The organism is Bradyrhizobium australafricanum (assembly GCF_020329495.1).
Classification (GTDB): domain Bacteria; phylum Pseudomonadota; class Alphaproteobacteria; order Rhizobiales; family Xanthobacteraceae; genus Bradyrhizobium; species Bradyrhizobium australafricanum.
Map to the genome: position 1 here is coordinate 37,311 of NZ_JAGKJL010000048.1, position 19,149 is coordinate 56,459.

19 protein-coding genes are annotated in these 19,149 nt (G+C 65.3%); 3 read left to right on the forward strand and 16 right to left on the reverse strand.

What is annotated here, in order from left to right:
* The 3 genes from J6525_RS32855 to J6525_RS32865 form a co-directional block, all read right to left on the reverse strand.
* Positions 1-1,002 (reverse strand): Hsp33 family molecular chaperone, encoded by a 1,002-nt coding sequence (locus J6525_RS32855; protein ID WP_092078484.1) that lies wholly within the window; start codon positions 1,000-1,002, stop codon positions 1-3.
* Between the two features lie 401 nt (positions 1,003-1,403).
* Positions 1,404-2,330 (reverse strand): ornithine carbamoyltransferase, encoded by a 927-nt coding sequence (gene argF, locus J6525_RS32860; RefSeq protein ID WP_028342316.1) that lies wholly within the window; start codon positions 2,328-2,330, stop codon positions 1,404-1,406.
* Entirely contained in the window at positions 2,330-3,538 is a 1,209-nt protein-coding gene (locus J6525_RS32865; protein ID WP_225647810.1) for an aspartate aminotransferase family protein, read from the reverse strand. Before J6525_RS32865 ends, argF begins: the two co-directional genes overlap by 1 nt.
* A 488-nt stretch (positions 3,539-4,026) precedes the next feature.
* Here J6525_RS32865 and J6525_RS32870 point away from each other — a divergent pair, with 488 nt between their 5' ends.
* Positions 4,027-4,539 (forward strand): GcrA family cell cycle regulator, encoded by a 513-nt coding sequence (locus tag J6525_RS32870; protein WP_018269585.1) that lies wholly within the window; start codon positions 4,027-4,029, stop codon positions 4,537-4,539.
* A 243-nt stretch (positions 4,540-4,782) separates the two neighbouring features.
* On the opposite strand, the gene phoB is transcribed toward J6525_RS32870, so the two are convergent.
* The 13 genes from phoB to J6525_RS32935 form a co-directional block, all read right to left on the reverse strand.
* Positions 4,783-5,493, reverse strand: a complete 711-nt coding sequence (phoB, locus tag J6525_RS32875; RefSeq protein ID WP_016844067.1) for a phosphate regulon transcriptional regulator PhoB — start codon at positions 5,491-5,493, stop codon at positions 4,783-4,785.
* Between the two features lie 145 nt (positions 5,494-5,638).
* Positions 5,639-6,355, reverse strand: a complete 717-nt coding sequence (gene phoU / locus J6525_RS32880) for a phosphate signaling complex protein PhoU (RefSeq protein WP_016844066.1) — start codon at positions 6,353-6,355, stop codon at positions 5,639-5,641.
* A 106-nt stretch (positions 6,356-6,461) separates the two neighbouring features.
* Positions 6,462-7,280, reverse strand: coding sequence for a phosphate ABC transporter ATP-binding protein PstB (pstB, locus tag J6525_RS32885; RefSeq protein ID WP_074131128.1), 819 nt, complete (start codon positions 7,278-7,280; stop codon positions 6,462-6,464).
* Positions 7,277-8,122 carry a phosphate ABC transporter permease PstA gene (gene pstA / locus J6525_RS32890; protein WP_050386784.1) on the reverse strand — a complete coding sequence of 282 codons (846 nt, stop codon included), beginning with the start codon at positions 8,120-8,122 and terminating at the stop codon, positions 7,277-7,279. The genes pstB and pstA overlap by 4 nt, the downstream gene beginning before the upstream one ends.
* A 4-nt stretch (positions 8,123-8,126) precedes the next feature.
* Positions 8,127-9,116, reverse strand: coding sequence for a phosphate ABC transporter permease subunit PstC (gene pstC / locus J6525_RS32895; RefSeq protein WP_016844063.1), 990 nt, complete (start codon positions 9,114-9,116; stop codon positions 8,127-8,129).
* Between the two features lie 229 nt (positions 9,117-9,345).
* Entirely contained in the window at positions 9,346-10,356 is a 1,011-nt protein-coding gene (pstS, locus tag J6525_RS32900; RefSeq protein WP_092078490.1) for a phosphate ABC transporter substrate-binding protein PstS, read from the reverse strand.
* 135 nt (positions 10,357-10,491) lie between these two features.
* The gene (locus J6525_RS32905; protein WP_092079263.1) at positions 10,492-11,805 is read right to left on the reverse strand and encodes an ATP-binding protein; all 1,314 of its coding nucleotides are present in this window, start codon (positions 11,803-11,805) and stop codon (positions 10,492-10,494) included.
* Positions 11,806-11,889: 84 nt separating this feature from the next.
* Complete coding sequence (locus tag J6525_RS32910) at positions 11,890-12,945, reverse strand: putative bifunctional lysylphosphatidylglycerol flippase/synthetase (RefSeq protein WP_026192163.1); 1,056 nt, start codon at positions 12,943-12,945, stop codon at positions 11,890-11,892.
* A 333-nt stretch (positions 12,946-13,278) separates the two neighbouring features.
* A complete protein-coding gene (locus J6525_RS32915) occupies positions 13,279-13,506 on the reverse strand; it encodes an Rdx family protein (RefSeq protein ID WP_028340520.1) in 228 nt (75 codons plus the stop codon).
* An 18-nt stretch (positions 13,507-13,524) separates the two neighbouring features.
* Entirely contained in the window at positions 13,525-14,433 is a 909-nt protein-coding gene (locus J6525_RS32920; RefSeq protein WP_225647811.1) for a haloalkane dehalogenase, read from the reverse strand.
* Positions 14,430-15,020 (reverse strand): TetR/AcrR family transcriptional regulator, encoded by a 591-nt coding sequence (locus J6525_RS32925; RefSeq protein WP_092078500.1) that lies wholly within the window; start codon positions 15,018-15,020, stop codon positions 14,430-14,432. The genes J6525_RS32920 and J6525_RS32925 overlap by 4 nt, the downstream gene beginning before the upstream one ends.
* A gap of 109 nt (positions 15,021-15,129) precedes the next feature.
* Positions 15,130-15,426 (reverse strand): hypothetical protein, encoded by a 297-nt coding sequence (locus tag J6525_RS32930; RefSeq protein WP_225647812.1) that lies wholly within the window; start codon positions 15,424-15,426, stop codon positions 15,130-15,132.
* Between the two features lie 2 nt (positions 15,427-15,428).
* Positions 15,429-16,823, reverse strand: coding sequence for an OmpA family protein (locus J6525_RS32935; RefSeq protein WP_225647813.1), 1,395 nt, complete (start codon positions 16,821-16,823; stop codon positions 15,429-15,431).
* A gap of 169 nt (positions 16,824-16,992) precedes the next feature.
* On the opposite strand from J6525_RS32935, the gene J6525_RS32940 reads away from it, so the two are divergent.
* Both J6525_RS32940 and J6525_RS32945 read left to right on the forward strand, forming a co-directional pair.
* Entirely contained in the window at positions 16,993-18,051 is a 1,059-nt protein-coding gene (locus tag J6525_RS32940; protein WP_225647814.1) for a polysaccharide deacetylase family protein, read from the forward strand.
* 170 nt (positions 18,052-18,221) lie between these two features.
* A complete protein-coding gene (locus J6525_RS32945) occupies positions 18,222-19,022 on the forward strand; it encodes an SDR family NAD(P)-dependent oxidoreductase (protein ID WP_057019459.1) in 801 nt (266 codons plus the stop codon).
* Positions 19,023-19,149 lie beyond the last annotated feature (127 nt).

Here is a 19,149-nt window from a genome sequence, read left to right on the forward strand (position 1 = left end):
TTACTCCACGCCGGCTTCCTGCGGCGTGAATTCATACACCGACGAGCAGAACTCGCAGGTCACGACGACCTTGCCGTCCTTGACCATCTCGGCGCGGTCGTTCGGCGCAAAGCTCTTCAGCATCGACGACACCGCATCGCGCGAGCAGGAGCACTGCGCGCGCAGCGTTTGCGGATTGAAGACGCGCACGCCGCGTTCGTGGAACAGGCGATAGAGCAGCCGCTCGCCGGACAGATCGGGATCGATCAGCTCGACGTCCTCGACGGTCGAGATCAGCGACTGGCCCTCGACCCAGGCGTCATCGTCCGGCACGCTATGCGTGGCCGTGCCTTCCGGCGCATCGCCGGGATGCAAATCGGCCTGCTTGGCGCGCTCGGGCGCCTTGGGCAGGAATTGCAGCAGGATGCCGCCGGCGCGCCAGCGCAGCTTGCCGCCTTCGCCGCCGCGCATCTCCTCGCCGACCGCAAGCCGCACCCGCGTCGGGATTTGCTCCGAGCGAAGGAAATATTCGTGGGCCGCCTCTTCCAGGCCGCCGCCGTCGAGCGCGACCAGTCCCTGGTAGCGGCTGGTGTTAGAGCCCTGATCGATGGTCATCGCAAGGTGGCCCTTGCCGAGCAGCTCGCCCGAGCTCTGGCCGTTCTTGAGGCGCGATGCGTCGTAGCGCGCATAGGCGCGCAGCCGGTCGGGTGCCTGGAAATCGACGATCAGGAGCGAGACCGGACCGTCGGTCCGGGTCTGCAAAATGAAGCGGCCCTCGAACTTGACCGACGAGCCGAGCAGCGTGGTGAGCACGATCGCCTCGCCGAGCAGCTTGCCGACCGCGGGCGGATAGTCGTGCTTGTGCAGGATCTCGTCGAGCGCGGGGCCGAGCCGGGTCAGCCGGCCGCGCAGGTCCAGCGCGCCGACCTCGAAGGCCAGCACGGCATCGTCGACCGGAACCGCTGAGGGCGCGCGAACCGGCGCCTCGGGCGTGATTTTGATGTCGGGGGATTGTGAAACCATGGCGCTCTATCTGGGGTCTCGGACCATGAAATAAAGGGGTTCACTAACGCGGATATCTCCGTCGTCCCTGCGAAAGCACTAGCGTATATACATATCCTCCGCAGTCTTTCCGGAGTCTTCTCAAAGAGTTGGCCGAAAACCGCAGAGAACTTACTCATCTGCACTAGGGTTGCGCCCGCCGATTTCGGCTCTCGCCTAGTAGCTAACCCCTTGATGATGAGTCGGTTTTCTAGCCTCGAAGAGATGTGTAAATGCCCTAGTGCGAAAGCAGGGACCCATAACCACCGATGTGAGTTGCTGCATTCAGCTGGTGACCCAGCCTTCGCAACAATTGACAGCGGTGGTTATGGTCCCGGGTCGCGCTTCGCTTGCCCGGGACGACAACGCTTACTGATCTACGACTACGCGACCGCGTCGAAACACCAGGCCAGAATGCCCTTCTGCGCATGCAGGCGGTTTTCCGCCTCGTCGAACACCACGGATTGCGGCCCGTCGATCACCTCGTCGGTGACCTCCTCGCCGCGATGCGCGGGCAGGCAGTGCATGAACAGTGCGTCCGGCTTGGCGAGCGACATCAGCTTGGCATTGACCTGATAGGGCCGCAGCACGTTGTGGCGGTGCTCACCCTCCTTGTCGCCCATCGACACCCAGGTGTCGGTGACGACGCAGTCGGCGCCGCGCACGGCGGCTTCCGGATCGGTGCCGAGCATGATCGGCGCGCCGGTCGCCTTGATCCAGTCGCGCATCGGCTTTTTCGGCGAGAGCTCCGGCGGGGTCGCGACATTGAGCTGGAACTTGAATCGCTCGGCGGCATGTGCCCAGGAGGCCAGCACGTTGTTGTCGTCGCCGGTCCAGGCCACGGTCTTGCCCTCGATCGAGCCGCGATTTTCCTCATAGGTCATGAGGTCGGCCATCACCTGGCAGGGGTGCGAGCGCCGGGTCAGGCCGTTGATGACGGGAACGGTGGCGTGCGCCGCGAGCTCGAGCAGCGCGTCATGGTTGAGGATGCGGATCATGATCGCATCGACATAGCGCGACAGCACGCGCGCGGTGTCAGCGATGGTCTCGCCGCGGCCGAGCTGCATCTCGGCGCCGGTCAGCATGATGGATTCACCGCCGAGCTGGCGCATGCCGACGTCGAACGACACCCTTGTGCGGGTCGACGGGCGCTCGAAGATCATCGCCAGCGTCTTGCCTTCGAGCGGCTTCCTGCCCTTCTCATGCGCCTTCAGCTTCGCCTTCATGGCGGCTCCGGCGGACAGCATGTTGCGCAGCTCGCCGAGCGGCAGCTCGTTGATATCGAGGAAGTGACGGACCGGCTTGCTCATTATCCAGCCACCTTCTTCGGCTGCGCCGCCGACAGCACAGAGCAGGCGCGCTCGAGCGCGGTGATCGACTGGTCGATCTCGGGCTCGGTCACGATCAGCGGCGCCAGGAACCGCACCACATTGTCGCCGGCGCCGACGGTGAGCAGCTTCTCGTTGCGCAGGGCGGCGATCAGGTCGCCCGACGGCACCACCGCCTTGACGCCGATCAACAGCCCCTCGCCGCGCACCTCCGACAGCACGCCGGGATAGCGGTCGACGACGGAAGCGAGCTTCTGCTTGAGCAGCAGCGACATCTTCTGCACATGCTCGAAGAAGCTGGGTTTCAGCATGACGTCGAGCACGGCATTGGCGGCGGCGACCGCGAGCGGATTGCCGCCGAAGGTCGAGCCGTGCGAGCCGGGCGCCATGCCGGCCGCAGCCTGTGCGGTCGCCAGCACCGCGCCGATCGGAAAACCGCCGCCGAGCGCCTTGGCCAGCGACATCACGTCCGGCGTGACGCCGGTGCGCTTGTAGGCGAACAGCTCGCCGGTGCGGCCCATGCCGGTCTGCACCTCGTCGAAGGCGAGCAGCAGGCCGTGCTCGTCGCACAGCGCGCGCAGCGCCTTGAAGAATGCCTGCGGCGCCGAGCGCACGCCGCCCTCGCCCTGCACCGGCTCGATCAGGATGCCGGCGGTGTGCGGACCGATCGCCTTCTTCACCGCCTCGATGTCGCCATGCGGCACCTGATCGAAGCCGTCCATCGGCGGGCCGAAGCCTTCGAGATATTTCGCCGAGCCGGTCGCCGCCAGCGTGCCCAGCGTGCGGCCGTGGAAGGCGCCCTCGAAGGTGATGATGCGGTAGCGCTCGCCATGGCCCTTGGAGAAGTGATAGTGGCGGACCAGCTTGATCACGCCCTCCATCGCCTCCGCGCCGGAATTGCAGAAGAACACGAAGTCGGCAAAGCTCTGCTCGCACAGCCGCGCGGCAAGCACCTCGCCGTCCGGGCTCTTGAACAGGTTCGACATGTGCCAGAGCTTGGTCGCCTGTTCCTGCAGCGCCTTGACCAGATGCGGATGCGCGTGCCCGAGCGCGTTGACCGCGACGCCCGAGGTGAAATCGAGATAGCGGTCGCCGTTGGTTGCGATCAGCCAGGCGCCCTCACCGCGCTCGAAGCCGAGATCGACCCTGGCGAAGACGGGGAGCAGATGCGACGTGGCAGCGTTGGTCATGGCGATCACTGACGGTTTTTAAGCCGACAATTGCCGCTGCGCCTTGACGCCAGCGCAGCAACGGCCAGCTTCGGAAAACAAAACGGCCGCCTTTGCGGGCGGCACGTGGCGGGCATTCTATGCTGCGGTCGGTAAGTGTCAATCGCCACGAAGTGGCCTTCCTGCAATGCGAAACGAGCGCAATCCGGAGCATTCCGGTGCGGTGGAAAAGCCTCATCGCGATGCTTAACTGTGTGGGAACATGTGGACGCACGGCCGCGGACTCTTGCGCCAGAGTCACGCCATATTGTAGCGTTTGGCCTGTCGGGTACGACATCTCGTGCGGCGGTACTGGACCCTCTAAGTAGCCTTCGTGTCTCGCGTAAACGTTCGGGCGCAACACCGTGCCCGGCGAGGGCTAAGGGATTCTGGCCGCAGGGATATTTGTCCAGATTGGCTCGCAGCGCCGCTCCAATGATTGGCCGGCGCTGCGCGAAGGGAAGAATGCGATGACTGTATTGACCTGGTCCGACGATCGCGTCGAGCAGCTGAAGAAACTCTGGGAGTCCGGCCTGTCGGCCAGCCAGATCGCGGCGGAACTTGGCAATGTGACGCGAAACGCCGTGATCGGCAAAGTGCATCGGCTCGGCCTCTCCGGCCGCGCCAAGGCACCCTCCACGGCCGCGCCGCGGCAGCGCAAGGCTCGCCCGGCCCAGCACATGATGCGGGTGGCGCGTCCGGTCTCGCGCGGCAACACCGCGCTGGCGCACGCCTTCGAGGTCGAGATGGAGCCCGATCCGATCTCCTACGACAATGTGGTGCCGATGAGCCAGCGGCTCTCGCTGCTCGAGCTCAACGAGGCCACCTGTCATTGGCCGGTCGGCGATCCCTCGAGCCCGGAATTCTTCTTCTGCGGCGGCAAGGCGCTCGCCGGCCTGCCCTATTGCGCGCATCACTCGCGCGTCGCCTACCAGCCCGCCGCCGATCGCCGCCGGCCGTCGGCGAAACCGCAGATCAAGTGAGCACTCGGGAAAACGACGGAAAACCTCAAAAACAAATCCCCGCGAAAGCGGGGATTTTTTTTGTGTGATCCGTAGCCCGGCTATATCACCAGCGTCGTCCCGGCGCAGGCCGGGACCCATAACCACGAATGGGTGTTGTTAGAAAGCCGTCTGGCCGCGTGCCGATTGCGCTGGCCGCGGCGTATGGGTCCCGGCTTGCGCCGGGACGACGTAGTGTTGCGGTTTATGAATGCCGCATGGCCGTTACGGCTGCGGCTCGGCCTTGGCAAAGCGGTCGTCGAGCGCGTAGCCGGCGCCGCGCACGGTGCGGATCGGATCCTGCTCGCGGCCCGGATTGAGCAGCTTGCGCAAGCGGCCGATATGCACGTCAACGGTGCGCTCATCGATGTAGATGTCGCGGCCCCAGACGCTGTCGAGCAGTTGCTCGCGGCTGAACACGCGGCCGGGATGCTCGAGGAAGAATTCGAGCAGGCGATACTCGGTCGGCCCGAGATCGATCGGACGGCCCGAGCGCGCCACGCGGCGCTTCTCGCGGTCGAGCTCGATGTCGCCGTAGGTCAGCACGGTCGCAAGCCGCTCCGGGCTGGCGCGGCGCAACAGGCCCTTCACCCGCGCCAGCAACTCCGGCACCGAGAACGGCTTGACGATGTAATCGTCCGCGCCGGTGGCAAGCCCGCGCACGCGCTCGCTTTCCTCGCCGCGCGCGGTCAGCATGATGATCGGAAGCTGCTTGGTCTCGGGCCGCGCCCGCAGGCGGCGGCACAGTTCGATGCCGGACAGGCCCGGCAGCATCCAGTCCAGCACCACGAGGTCGGGAACGCGCTCCTTCAGCCTTGTATCCGCATCGTCGCCGCGCCCCACCGTCTCGACATCGTAGCCTTCCGCATCGAGATTGTAGCGCAACAGCGTCGTCAGCGCTTCCTCGTCTTCGACTACCAGAATGCGTGCGCTCATCGGTTTAAGTTCTTTCTCTGTGGTGATCCGTTGCCCAGACGCAAACCGAAACGCTTACTTCCTTGAGCATAGTCCCCGCGGAAACGATTTTTCGCGAGGATCATCCAGTTTCGCTCTTGCCGGTTCCGTGCTTGCCGATCATGCCTCAGTTGCCCGGCACCGTGGTGGCAAAAGTGGTCATGTCGCCCTTCGGGCGCTTGTCGGTGATCTGCTGGCCCTCGATCATGTAGAACACGGTCTCGGCGATATTGGTGGCGTGATCGCCGATCCGCTCGATGTTCTTGGCGCAGAACATCAGATGGATGCAGAACGAGATGTTGCGCGGATCTTCCATCATGTAGGTGAGCAGTTCGCGGAACAGCGAGGTGCAGATCGCATCGACCTCCTCGTCGCCCTTCCAGACGTTCATCGCCGCCGGCAGGTCGTGCGCGGCGTAGGCGTCGAGCACCGACTTGACCTGCGACAGCACGAGGTCGGTCATGTGCTCGAGGCCGCGGATCAACTTCAGCGGCTGGAAATCGCTCTCCAGCGCCGCGACGCGCTTGCCCATGTTCTTGGCGAGGTCGCCGATCCGCTCGAGGTCGGTGGCGACGCGCATCGCGCTGACGATCTCACGCAGGTCGATCGCCATCGGCTGGCGGCGGGCGATCGTCAGCACCGCCCGCTCTTCGATGTTGCGCTGCAGATTGTCGATCTCGATGTCGGCGGCGACCACGCGCTTGCCGAGCGCGACGTCGCGACGGATCAGCGCGTCGACCGACTCGGTAATCATCCGTTCGACCAGGCCGCCCATCTCGGCGACCAGGCGGGTCAACTCCTGCAGGTCGCTGTCGAATGCCTTGGCGGTATGTTCAGAAGCCATCGCTTGTCTCCCTCAACCATGATCCCGGGGATCATGGCTTCGTGTCCTGAATTTTAGCATGACCTGATCGGAAAACCGGTTTCCACTTTTCCGGATCATGCGCCGGTCAACCGAACCGGCCGGTGATGTAGTCCTGGGTGCGCCGATCGCTCGGTGAGGTGAAGATCTTGTTGGTGTCGTCGAACTCGATCAGCTCGCCGAGATACATGAAGGCGGTCTTGTCGGAGACGCGCGCCGCCTGCTGCATGTTGTGGGTGACGATCGCGATCGTGTAGTCCTCGGAGAGCTCCTGGATCAGTTCCTCGACCTTGGCGGTCGAGATCGGGTCGAGCGCCGAGCACGGCTCGTCGAACAGGATCACCTCGGGGCGCACCGCCACGGTGCGCGCGATGCACAGGCGCTGCTGCTGGCCGCCGGAGAGCGACAGGCCGGAGGCGTTCAGCTTGTCCTTGACCTCGTTCCACAGCGCGCCGCCGCGCAGCGCCTTCTCGACCCGGTCGTCCATCTCGGACTTCGATATCTTCTCATAGAGGCGGATGCCGAAGGCGATGTTCTCGTAGATCGTCATCGGGAACGGCGTCGGCTTCTGGAACACCATGCCGACCCGCGCGCGCAGCAAGTTGAGGTCGAGCTTGGGGTCGAGAATGTTGGTCTGGTCCAGCATCAGCTGGCCGACCGCACGCTGGCCCGGATAGAGGTCGTACATCCGGTTGAAGATGCGCAGCAGGGTCGACTTGCCGCAGCCGGACGGGCCGATGAACGCCGTGACGCGGTTGGTGCCGAGCGTCAGGTTGATGTTCTTCAGCGCGTGGTGCTCGCCGTAATAGAAGTTGAGATTGCGCACCGTGACTTTCGGCGGCGCTTCCGGCAGCGGAACCTGCGGAATGTGGCCTGCGGCAGTCGTGGAGACGGAAAGCTCGGTCATTTTGCGGCCCTTTCGGCACCAAGGATACGCGCGCCGATATTCAACGCGAGCACGGTGAATGTGATGAGCAGCGCACCGCTCCACGCCAGCTCTTTCCAGTAGGCGTAGGGGCTCTGCACGAAGTTATTGATGGTCACCGGCAGGTTGGCCATCGTCTTGGTCAGATCCAGGCTGAAGAACTGGTTCGACAGCGCGGTGAACAGCAGCGGCGCGGTCTCGCCGGCGACGCGGGCGGTCGCCAGCAGCACGCCGGTGATCAGCCCCGATCGCGCCGCACGATAAGCGATCCGCTTGATCACCAGCGAACGCGGCAGGCCGAGCGCGGAGGCGGCCTCGCGCAGCGGATTGGGCACCAAGAGCAGCATGTCTTCGGTGGTGCGCAGCACGACCGGGATCACGATCACCGCGAGCGCGAGACTGCCTGCGATCGCCGAGAAGCCGCGCATCGGCACCACCACCGCACCATAGATGAACAGGCCGATGATGATCGAGGGCGCGCTGAGCAGGATGTCGTTGATGAAGCGGATCACCGAGGTCAGCTTGTCGTGCTTGCCGTATTCGGCGAGGTAGGTGCCGGCGAACAGGCCAAGCGGCGCGCCGATGCCGACGCCGATCACGGTCATGATGACCGAGCCGACGATGGCGTTGAGCAGGCCGCCTTCGGTCGAGCCGGGCGGCGGCGTGTTCTGGGTGAACAGCTGCACGCTGAGGCCGGCAAGGCCGTTATAGAGCAGCGTGATCAGGATCAGCGCCAGCCAGGTGACGCCGAACAGCGCGGCGCCGACACAGAGTGCGCGGATGACGATGTCGCTGCGGCGGCGGGATTTGTAGATCGGGTTCATGGCGTTACTTCCCCGCCTTCTTTTCAAGCCGCATCAGCATCAGCCGCGCGCCGGCGAGCACGAAGAAGGTCAGCACGAACAGCAGCAGGCCGAGCAGGATCAGGCCGGACTGGTGCAGGCCGTCGCTCTCGGCGAATTCGCTGGCGATCGCCGCCGAGATCGTGGTGCCCGGCGCGAAGATCGACGACGAGATACGGAACGAGTTGCCGATGATGAAGGTCACCGCCATGGTCTCGCCGAGCGCGCGGCCGAGCGCCAGCATGATGCCGCCGATCACGCCGACGCGGGTGTAGGGGATCACGACGCTGCGGACGACCTCCCAGGTGGTGCAGCCCATGCCGTAGGCGGCCTCCTTCAGCACCGGCGGCACGGTCTTGAACACGTCGACCGAGATCGCGGTGATGAAGGGCAGCACCATGATCGCAAGGATCAGCGCGGCGTTGAACAGGCTGAGATAGGACGGCGGGCCTGCGAACACCGCGCCCAGCACCGGGACGCCCTCGAAGATCCGGATCATGAAAGGCTGAAAGGTGTTGGCCAGGAACGGGCCGAGCACGAAAAAGCCCCACATGCCGTAGATGATCGACGGGATGCCGGCGAGCAGCTCGATCGCGATGCCGATCGGGCGGCGCAGCACTTGCGGGCAGAGCTCGGTGAGGAACACGGCGATGCCGATGCCGACCGGAATGGCGATCAGCATCGCGATGACCGAGGTGATCAGCGTGCCGTAGATCGGGCCGAGCGCGCCGAGCACCGGCGGATCGGCCGAGGGCGCCCAGCGCTGCGTCCACAGGAAGGCGAAGCCGTATTCCTTCATCGCCGGCCAGGCGCCGACGATCAGCGACAGGATGATGCCGCCGAGGATCAACAGAACCGAGATCGCCGAGATACGGGTGATCCAATAGAAGGTGAGGTCACCAAGCTTGAAGGCGCTGAGGGCCTTGGCGCGATCGTAAGGTCCCGCGGCTTCCATCACATCGCTCTGAACAGCCATGTCTGCCACGCCAATCCCCTCTTTAGTATGCAAAAGCCACGCAAACCGCTACGCCCCGAAGCGATCTTCACTGACGCATTTGGCCGGGCGTCGTCGTTCCAGCCACGCCCCTTGAGGCGCGAACCCCGGCCTCGATCCCGCGCTTGTAGCCGCGGTGATGGAGACCGGGTCTTGGTCGCTCGACCTGTGCCGCGATCGAGTCGGCACAGGCCCTGTCGCAGCGTCGGACTTAGCTCTTGATGTCCGACGACCAGGTCTTCTCGATCAGCTTGACGACCGAGTCCGGCATCGGGATGTAGTCGAGCTCTTCGGCCGCCTTGTCGCCCTTCTCGAAGGCGTATTTGAAGAACTTGAGCGCTTCCTGCGAGGCCGCCTTGTCGGTCGAGTCCTTGTGCATCAGGATGAAGGTCGCCGCGGTGATCGGCCAGGAGGCTTCGCCCGGCTGGTCGGTCAGGATCACGTAGTAGCCGGGAGCCTTGGCCCAGTCGGCATTCGAGGCGGCAGCCTGGAAGGCAGCCATGGTCGGCTGCACGGTCTTGCCGGCCTTGTTGACCAGCCCGGTGTAGGTCAGCTTGTTCTGCTTGGCGTAGGCATACTCGACATAGCCGATCGCGTTCTTGGTCTGGCTGATGTTGCCGGCAACGCCTTCGTTGCCCTTGGCGCCGACGCCGACCGGCCACTCGACCGCGGTGCCGGAACCGACCTTGGACTTCCAGTCGGCATTCGACTTGGAGAGATAGTCGGTGAAGTTGAAGGTGGTGCCCGAACCGTCCGAACGGCGCACGACGGTGATGGCATCGCCCGGCAGGGTCAGCTTCGGATTGAGCTTGGCGATCGCCGCGTCATTCCACTTGGTGATCTTGCCGAGATAGATGTCGCCGAGCACTTCGCCCGACAGGATCAGGTCACCCGGCTTGATGCCCTCGAGGTTCACGACCGGGACGATCGCGCCCATCACCATCGGCCACTGGACGAGGCCGTCCTTCTCGAGCTGCTCGTGCTTGAGCGGCGCGTCGGTGGCGCCGAAGGTCACGGTCTTGGCCTGGATCTGCTTGATGCCGGCGCCGGAGCCGATCGACTGGTAGTTCAGACCGTTGCCGGTCTCCTTTTTGTAGGCGTCAGCCCACTTCGAATAGATCGGGAACGGAAACGTCGCGCCCGCGCCGGTAATATCGGCTGCGAAGGCCGACGTCGAAGCGGCGATCATGCCGGCTGCGACGATTGCTTTGATGAAATTCATGGGTGGTCTCCATCCTGTGAGCGAAGCGCCGAATGCGCCCGATCGCGCTCACGCCGGTCCATCTAGGAGCGGTCGGTGCTGCTTTTACGAAGGTTGGATGACAGTTGGATGACAACGCTAAGTGGCTGAAAATGCTTAGCTTTGGGTTGGCAACGGGGTCTTCGGCCGGGGAAAACAGGCGGTAAAAGTGGCGCCGTTCTTCGGCACGCTCTCGATCAAAAGACGCCCGCGATGACGGTTAAGAATATGTTTCACCAGCGATAATCCGAGGCCCGTTCCGCCCTGGTTGCGGCTGTCGCCGACGTCGACCCGGTAGAAGCGCTCGGTCAGCCGTGGCAGGTGCTCCGGCGCGATGCCGGGGCCGAAATCCCGTACCATGACACGGATTTCGGGGGTCCCCTCGCCCGATGCGCCCGAAACGGCCTGATTCAGCGACACTATGACGCGGCCCCCGGAGGCGCCGTATTTGAGGGCGTTCTCGATCAGGTTCTCGAACAGGCGGAGCAGTTCCTCGCGGTCGCCGGCGATCATGACCGGAGCCTGAGGCAGGTCGACCTCGATCTCGACCTGGCGCTCGCTGGCCAGTGCCTCGAGCCCGTCGGCGACCTGGCGGATGATCGGCACGATATCGATCGAGGCCTCGGGCCGCACATGGGCCGACAGCTCGACCCGCGACAGCGACAGCAAATCGTCGATCAGCCGCGCCATGCGGGTCGCCTGGGTGTGCATAATGCCGAGGAAGCGCTCGCGCGCCCGCGCGTCCTCACGCGCCGGCCCCTGCAGCGTGTCGATGAAGCCGGACAAGGCGGCGAGCGGCGTGCGCAGCTCGTGGCTGGCATTGGCGACGAAGTCGGCGCGCATCTCCTCCACCCGGCGTAGCGGCGTCAGGTCGTGGAAGGTCATCAGCATGCACTTCTCGGTGCCGCCGAACTGGGTCGGCACCGGCACCGGCGTGATCACCAGTTCCATCCAGCGATCGACCGGAACGTGGTCGGTGTAGGTAGCGCGGCGCGGCTCGGTGGTCGCGATCGCCTCGCGCAGCGCGGTGATGATCTCCGGTGAGCGCAGGGCAAATTGCGCCAGTTCGTTCTTGCGCAGCGCGGGCGCGAGCTGCGCCGCGGCCGCGTTGAGATGGATGACGCGGCCGGCGCGATCGAGCAGCACGGCCGGATCCGGCATGCCGGCGACGACCGCGCTGACCGCGGCGGCCTCGACCGGATTGACGCCGCGGACATCCTCGCGCGAGGTTCCGGCATCATGCAGCCGCCATGGCACCAGCGCCGCGGCCGCGATGCAGACGAACACGGCGCAGGCGCGCACCAGCGACAATTCGCCGAGCGCGACCACCACGCTCAAGGCCAGCGCTGCGGCAAGCAGGATCAGCGCGGAGTGGCGCAACCGGTCGGGCCAGGGCGAGAAGATGGAGGAATGCGAATCGTCAATTGCCATCGCGGCGGCTTTCATCCCGTCGGTTCATGTCTCGCCCAGGCGCGGTCATAGCGACCTTCCCGCGGGAGGCATCGGGCCGCTCCATCAGACCCCGGAGTCACCGCGCTTGCGAACCAGAACCGCCTCATGGTGCGGCTCGGCGCGGGGACCCGAATCAGCCTGCGGCAGCCGTTTGAGTCGGGCGCCGACGATAACCTCCCGAAACGTCAGCAAGATTACAGATATGACGAACGGCGCAATATAGTAGAGCAGCCGGAACAGCAGCATACCGCCGAGCAGGTCCTCGCGGTCCATCTGCCAGAGGCCGACCAGCATGGCGGCGTCGAACACCCCGAGGCCGCCGGGGGAGTGGCTGGCGAAGCCGAGCAGGGTCGCCGACACGAAGATGACCGCGACCACGACGAAGCCGAGATTTGGCTCGTCCGGCACCAGCACGTACATCGCCAGCGCGCAGAAGCCGAGGTCGAGGATACCGATCGCGATCTGCAGCAGCGTCAGCGGGCCGCCCGGCAGGGTCACCGTCCAGGGGCCGCGGCCGACCACCCGCGGCTGGGTCCAGACCCAGACCACATAGGCGACCAGCGCGGTGATGATCGCGAATGCCAGCGCCCGGTTGAGCCAGGGCGGCAGCTGGTCGATGTTGGCGGCCGCCTCCGGATGGTAGGCGATGCCGAGCCCGAGCACCGCGGCATTGCCGAGCCAGAAGGTGAGCCCGGCAAGAAAGCAGATCTTGGCGACGTCGATCGCATTCAACCCCCACGCCGAATAGATCCGGTAGCGCACCGCGCCGCCGGTGAAGACGCTGGCGCCGACATTGTGGCCGATCGAATAGGAGGTGAAGGCCGCGAGCGCGTTGATGCGATAGGGCACATGGGCGTGGCCGATCGCGCGCACCGCGAACAGATCGTAGAAGGTCAACGTGAAGTAGCCCGCCGCGACGAACAGTCCCGCCAGGGCAATCTGCCGCGGCTCGGTGCTCTTGATGGCCTCGAGCACCTCGTTGGTGTCGATGCCGCGCAGCATGTGATACAGGACGTAGCAGGCGATGCCGATGACGGCGATGCTGATGACAACACCCAGCCGATGCAGGATTTGCTTCTGGCGCAGAAACGCCATCGCCCTGCGTATTGCTTCCAGCATCTAGACCTCGAATTGCGATCCCGCGACGACGGCTCCCGGGCGAACTCCGCCGGCGCTTCGCTGTGCCCTGGCCCGTGTAGCGCGTTTTAAACCGGAGTGGAATTCGTCAAAAGACAATAAAACGCGCATCTTCAAGATATTACGGATGATTCATGACAGCGGATGCACAAATATGCGCGTTTCCCGCCGCCTTCGACAAGACTTGACATGCGCGTGCGGCAGTTAGGCCGCCGAACGGTCCGCAAGGCCATCCGGAAAACTACGGTGAAGCACCGGCACGGCCGAATAGAGAATGATCCTTCCGTACCCGGCCGGCACGCGCTCGGCTGATCATCAATCCCGCGCGGCCGTGACCGCGGCGACGATCTCGGCGGCATCGGGAAAATGTCCCTTGGCGCGCCTGGCGACAACCTCGTCGCCAAGCTTGACCTCGAAGATGCCGCCCTTGCCGGGGATCAGCGTCGCATCGACGCCAAGGCGCTCGCGCAACAGCGCCGCGGCTTCTTTTGCACGCTTCTCATAGCCGCACGGCCGGCAATAGGTGATCGAGACATTCCTCATGTCACGCCCTCCGTGCCCTCATGCGGCGTCGCGCTGCGCGGAGGCAGCCTCGACGCCGGCGATCCAGCCGGCCACAGAACGGCCGATCGCCTCCGGATGATCCTCCTGCAGATAGTGCGCGCCCGCACCGAGTTGAATGACCGCGCAATGCGTGAGCGTCTTGGCGAATTCGGCGGCAAAGGCCGGTGACACCAGCGCCCCGGGCGTTCCCGCGAACAGCAGCTTCGGATAGGTCGATGCCACGAGCGCCGCATGCGCCACCGTGAGCGCCTCAGCGACATCGGCCGGCTCGCCCGCGATCGGCAGCTCGCGCGGCAGTATCAGGGTCGGCTTGCGGCTCTCGCGCGTCGCAAACGGCGCGCGGTAGGCGGCCATCTCCTCCTCGCCGAGCGTGCGCAGGATCGAGCCGGGCAGCACGCGTTCGACAAACGCATTGTTGTCGAGGATCATCGCTTCGCCCACGCCCGCGGTACGGAATTTCCGGAACGTCTCCCGCGCGGCGTCGTGCTGGTGGAAGTCCGACCAATCGCGCATCGGGCGGATGAACTCCATGAAGGCGAGCCCGCGCACCAGTTGCGGACGGCGTGCCGCGAGGTGGAAGGCGAGCGCCGTGCCCCAGTCCTGGGCGACGAGATAGGCCGAGGCGATGCCGAGCTCGTCGATCAGCGCGTCGAGATAGTCCGCCTGGTCGAGGAAGCGATAGCCGATGTCGGGCTTGCCGGACTGGCCGTAGCCGATCAGGTCGGGCGCGATGCAGTGCCCGACGGGGGCGACCAGCGGCATGATGTTACGCCAGATGTAGGATGACGTCGGATTGCCGTGCAGGAACAGCACGTGCGGCGCGTCGCTGCGGCCGGTCTCGCGATAGGCCATCGTGCTCCCGAGCACGGCGCGATGATGCAGGCTGATATCGGCGGATATGGTCATGGCAACTCCTTGAACACGGTTTGGAATGCGATCGTCTTGAAACGCGTCAGCGCCGCTTCGCTGCGTTCGACCTTCATGCGCAGCATCGCGCCCTGCCAGGATGCGAGCAGGAAATCGGCCAGCTGATCGGGATCGAAGTCGGAGGCGATCTCGCCGGTGGCCTGAGCCTCGGCGATGCAGGCCGCAAACGGCGCGCGCCATTCCCGGAAGATGTCGTCGAGCTGCTCGCGCAGCATCTCGCTCGAGCCCGACGCCTCGAGGCTGAAATCGCCGATCAGGCAACCGCGGGTGAAACCGTCATGCGCGAGCTTGCCGGTGATCAGATCGAGATAGCTTCTCAGCCTTTCGCGCGGCGTCAGCGTGGTGTCGCCCAGCGCTTCGGCGACGAGGCCGCGGACATAGAGGAAGTAGCGGTCAAGCACCTCGGACGCGAACAGCTCCTTCGAGCGGAAATGGTTGGTGAAGGAGCCCTGCGGCGCGCCGGCGGCGGCGGTGACGTCGCGCACGCTGGTGCCGTGATAGCCGGTCCGGAACATTTCCTTCAGGCCGGCGTCGAGGATGGCATCGCGGAGAGAGGGTTTTGGCATGGACAGGATTTAATACGTACGTACGTATTGATGTCAAGCGCTAAAATGAATGCGGCTCGCCCTTGCGCTTGGCGACGCCGCTCAGGCCTGTCGGATCAGGAGGTTGAGGTCAGCTCGCGGGCTTGCTGCGCGAAACCACCCAGTCGCGCAGCCAGGAGCCGATCGCGCAGCCGATGAGATAGAGCGCGAACATGACCAGGAAGAGATCGAGCCAGTAGCCGAACCGGCCGGGCACGATCCGCGCGAACGACGTCGCCACCAGCGCGGCGGCAAGCAGCGCGAGCCAGCGCATCCAGACCTTCGAGACGCCCTGCGCCCGATGCACCACCGCGATCCAGCCCATGCAAAAGCCGAGCAGCGCCGCGCCGAGCAGCCAACCCCAGAAGAATGTCGCGAGCACGGTCATCGCTACTTCACCACGAATTCGATGCGGCGGTTCTGCGCCTTGCCGTCTTCACTCTCGTTGCCGGCCAGCGGCTGCGTGCTGCCATAGCCGATCGGCGTGAAGCGGCTGGCAGGCAGCCCGGCGCGCACGAGGTAATCCACCACGGCCTGCGCGCGGCGCTCCGACAGCGCCTGGTTGGCGGCCTCCTCGCCGTCGCTGTCGGTATGGCCGGCGATCTCGATCGTCGCATTGGGGCAGCGCAACGCGGTCTCGATCAGGCGGTCGAGCAGGCCGGCGGAATCCGGCACGATGTCGGCCTTGCCGGACTCGAAGCGGATCTTGCCCTTCGAGAGGATTTCGGAAAACAGCTGTTGGCACACCGTGGGATCGACGGGGGCCGCCGCCGGCTTGACCGTGACCTCGGCCTTGTACTGCCAGCCCTGCGGAAAATCCTTGCCGAGCCCGTCGCGGATCTGGCCGGCGGCGGCATCGTAGAGCGCATCGCCCGACAGCTTCACCTCGCGGTCCGATACCACCAGCGTTCCGGTCGACAGCCGCGACAGCGCGCCGAGCGCGGGCCCCACCGCGGCCGCGAAACCCGACGGCGCGCCGATGCTGGCCTTGAGATTGTCGACCACCTTCTCGCTGAAGAACTTGCGGCCGGCGGCGGCGACCAGCGCGGCATGCACGTTGTTGTCGGGCACGTAGCCGGTCAGCGTCAGCGTCACCGCAACCGGGTCCTTGTAGGCCTGGAACACGTAAGGCGGCGCCTTGATGTCGTTGGCGGCGATCGAATAGCCTTCCGGCAGGTTCTTCAGCGCCGCGGCGACCGCTTCGCGTCCGCCGAGCTCGCGCGCCATGCCGGCGAGGGCAACCTTGCTGTCGGTGAGCGTGATCTTGCCTTCCTTCAGCTTGCCGATCTGGTCGAGCAACAGCAGCGCCGCCGCGTCGAACCGCAGCGGCGCGCCGCGGGCGAGCACCATCTGATCCACCACCTCGACGCCGCCGAGACTGGCCTTCGCGGCCTCGGTCAACTTGCCCTTGCTTGACGGCAGCGGCGCATTGCCGCCGAGCGTGACCCGCACCACGTCGCGTTCGGCGGACCAGACAAAGGGCTTGGCTTCGGGAACAAGGCGGGTCTCGTCGTTGACCAGCCGCACGCCGGGCACGGCTTCGACCGACGCCACCGCGCTGAGGCGGCCGTCTTCGGAGAAGGCGTTGGCCGCGAACGTCACGTCGCGGCCGTCGACGCTGATGCGGCGCTTGTCGAGAACGGTGTCCTTCAGTGCGGCATTAGAGCGCGCGGCAAGGTCCGCTTCGACCGTTGCGGTGCTCGTCCAGGCCGCAATACCCCAAAGCACGACCAGTGGAATCACCCCCGGCCACCACTTGCTACTCCACTTGAAAAGTCCGTGCATTCAGCGTCCTGCGGGGTCGGGAACCAGAGAGAAAACAAACCCTTGGCTGACTGTCAAACCCCAAATGACGCGCCATGGCGGGGGCGCCATGTCGGACCGGGATAACAGTTTCTTCAGTGGTCTTTCGCTAAGTTTGCCGCGGAATGCAAATCGGCCGGCCCGCGCCCACATGAAACAACTCCGCAACACCGTGATCCGTGCCGGCATGGAGGCGTTGTATTTCTCGGGTGCGCATATCCTGCTGCGGCCGATCTTCGCCGGTGTCGGCGCCATCTTCATGCTGCACCACGTCCGTCCGCGGCGCGGCGACGCGTTCCAGCCGAACCATCATCTCGAGGTCACGCCGGATTTCGTGCGCGCGATGCTGACGCATCTGCGCGCGCTCGACGTCGACGTGATCAGCATCGACGAGGCGCATCGCCGTCTCGCCGAACGGAATTTCGCGCGGCGCTTCGCCTGCTTTACCTTCGACGACGGCTATCGCGACAACCGCGATTTCGCGCTGCCTGTGATGCGCGAGTTCGGCGCCCCGTTCACGGTCTATGTCGCGAGCGATTTCGCCGAGGGCTGCGGCAGATTGTGGTGGATCGCGCTGGAGCGGGTGATCGCGGCGGCGTCCGCGATCGAGGTGCCGATCGACGGCACCATGACGCGGATCGACACCGCGACCGCGCAGGCCAAGCGTACTGCCTTCGGCCGCATCCACGACTGGCTGCGTTCGCTGCCCGGCGAGCAGGCAATGCAGGCCGAGATATCAGCGCTGTGCGCCCGTCACGGCGTCGACGAGACCGGCATCGCGCGCGAGCTTTGCATGTCCTGGGACGAGTTGCGCGGCTTCGCCGAGGATCCGCTGGTGACGATCGGCGCGCACACCATCACCCATTGCAATCTCGCCAAGCAGAGCGAGACCATCGCATCGTTCGAGCTCGCGACCAGCCGGGCGCGGATCGAGGATGCGCTGCAGCGGCCGGCATTGCATCTCGCTTATCCCTATGGCGACCGGATCGCCGCCGGGCAGCGTGAATTCGCCCTCGCCCGGTCGATCGGCTTTCGGACCGCGGTGACGACGCGGCCGGGCATGCTGTTTCCCGAAAGCGCCGACCATCTGACCGCCTTGCAGCGTGTCTCGCTGAACGGCAATTACCAGGACGCGCGCCTGCTGCCGGTGCTGACATCAGGCGCCGCTACAGCGGTGTGGAACGGCTTTCGCCGCATCGACGCGGCGTAACCTACTCTTCGTAGCCCGGATGCAGCGAAGCGTAATCCGGGACAGTCACATCCGCGGACAGCATTTTCCCCGGATTTCGCTCCGCTGCATCCGGGCTACCGATCCCTTCCCTCTCCTTGACTCGTTCCCCGGGCGCGCCCAGAACCACTGGCAACGCAAAGGAGGAGCGCATGTTCAAGGATCTGTTCTCGCTGAAGGGCCGCGTCGCATTGGTGACCGGGGGATCGCGCGGCATCGGCAAGATGATCGCGGCCGGCTTCCTCGCGCAGGGTGCCGCCAGGGTCTATATCACCGCGCGCAAGGCAGGTCCCTGCGAGGCGACCGCCCAGGAGCTGTCCGCCGCCTATGACGGCGAATGCATCGCGCTGCCGATCGACATCTCGACCGTCGAGGGCTGCGAGAAGCTCGCGGGCGAGATCATCAAGCGCGAGCCGAAACTCGACATCCTCGTCAACAATGCCGGCGCGGCCTGGGGCGCGGATTTCGACGAATTTCCGGAGAGCGGCTGGGACAAGGTGATGAACCTCAACGTCAAGTCGATCTTCTTCCTGACCAAGGCGCTGGCCAAGCCGCTGCGTGCGGCGGCGACGCACGACAAGCCGGGCAAGGTGATCAACATCGCCTCGATCGACGGCATTTTCGTCAACCCGATGGAGACCTATTCCTATGCCGCCAGCAAGGCGGCGGTGATCCATCTGACGCGCCGCATGGCGACCCGCCTGATCAAGGACAACATCAACGTCACCGCGATCGCACCGGGCGCCTTCAAGTCGGACATGAACCGCGCCGCGCGCGACCACGCCGACGAAGTCGCCAAGCGCGTGCCGGCGAAGCGCGTCGGTACCGACGAGGACATGGCGGGCACCGCGATCTACCTCGCCTCGCGCGCCGGCGACTATGTCGTGGGCAACACCGTCGCGGTTGATGGCGGCGTGGTCTACGCGACCGCGGGGCTGGAGATCGCGGGCTAAGCGGCCGCGCGACCGACCTACGGCAACGGCTCCGCTGAAGGGCGGGGCCGTTTTTGTCGCTGGCTCACCTGCTTCCAAAGGGCTGTGACGCCTCTGGCGCGTGTCATTCAAATGCATTACATTGGAT

Bases quoted from the DNA above. Each gene is read 5' to 3' on its own strand.
- phoB (WP_016844067.1), bottom strand. From the start codon at position 5,493: ATGAGCGCACGCATTCTGGTAGTCGAAGACGAGGAAGCGCTGACGACG.
- pstA (WP_050386784.1), bottom strand. From the start codon at position 8,122: ATGAACCCGATCTACAAATCCCGCCGCCGCAGCGACATCGTCATCCGC.
- J6525_RS32940 (WP_225647814.1), top strand. From the start codon at position 16,993: ATGAAACAACTCCGCAACACCGTGATCCGTGCCGGCATGGAGGCGTTG.
- pstB (WP_074131128.1), bottom strand. From the start codon at position 7,280: ATGACCGAGCTTTCCGTCTCCACGACTGCCGCAGGCCACATTCCGCAG.
- pstC (WP_016844063.1), bottom strand. From the start codon at position 9,116: ATGGCTGTTCAGAGCGATGTGATGGAAGCCGCGGGACCTTACGATCGC.
- J6525_RS32865 (WP_225647810.1), bottom strand. From the start codon at position 3,538: ATGACCAACGCTGCCACGTCGCATCTGCTCCCCGTCTTCGCCAGGGTC.
- argF (WP_028342316.1), bottom strand. From the start codon at position 2,330: ATGAGCAAGCCGGTCCGTCACTTCCTCGATATCAACGAGCTGCCGCTC.
- J6525_RS32870 (WP_018269585.1), top strand. From the start codon at position 4,027: ATGACTGTATTGACCTGGTCCGACGATCGCGTCGAGCAGCTGAAGAAA.
- J6525_RS32930 (WP_225647812.1), bottom strand. From the start codon at position 15,426: ATGACCGTGCTCGCGACATTCTTCTGGGGTTGGCTGCTCGGCGCGGCG.
- J6525_RS32925 (WP_092078500.1), bottom strand. From the start codon at position 15,020: ATGCCAAAACCCTCTCTCCGCGATGCCATCCTCGACGCCGGCCTGAAG.
- J6525_RS32945 (WP_057019459.1), top strand. From the start codon at position 18,222: ATGTTCAAGGATCTGTTCTCGCTGAAGGGCCGCGTCGCATTGGTGACC.
- J6525_RS32915 (WP_028340520.1), bottom strand. From the start codon at position 13,506: ATGAGGAATGTCTCGATCACCTATTGCCGGCCGTGCGGCTATGAGAAG.
- J6525_RS32910 (WP_026192163.1), bottom strand. From the start codon at position 12,945: ATGCTGGAAGCAATACGCAGGGCGATGGCGTTTCTGCGCCAGAAGCAA.
- J6525_RS32935 (WP_225647813.1), bottom strand. From the start codon at position 16,823: ATGCACGGACTTTTCAAGTGGAGTAGCAAGTGGTGGCCGGGGGTGATT.
- pstS (WP_092078490.1), bottom strand. From the start codon at position 10,356: ATGAATTTCATCAAAGCAATCGTCGCAGCCGGCATGATCGCCGCTTCG.
- phoU (WP_016844066.1), bottom strand. From the start codon at position 6,355: ATGGCTTCTGAACATACCGCCAAGGCATTCGACAGCGACCTGCAGGAG.
- J6525_RS32855 (WP_092078484.1), bottom strand. From the start codon at position 1,002: ATGGTTTCACAATCCCCCGACATCAAAATCACGCCCGAGGCGCCGGTT.
- J6525_RS32920 (WP_225647811.1), bottom strand. From the start codon at position 14,433: ATGACCATATCCGCCGATATCAGCCTGCATCATCGCGCCGTGCTCGGG.
- J6525_RS32905 (WP_092079263.1), bottom strand. From the start codon at position 11,805: ATGGCAATTGACGATTCGCATTCCTCCATCTTCTCGCCCTGGCCCGAC.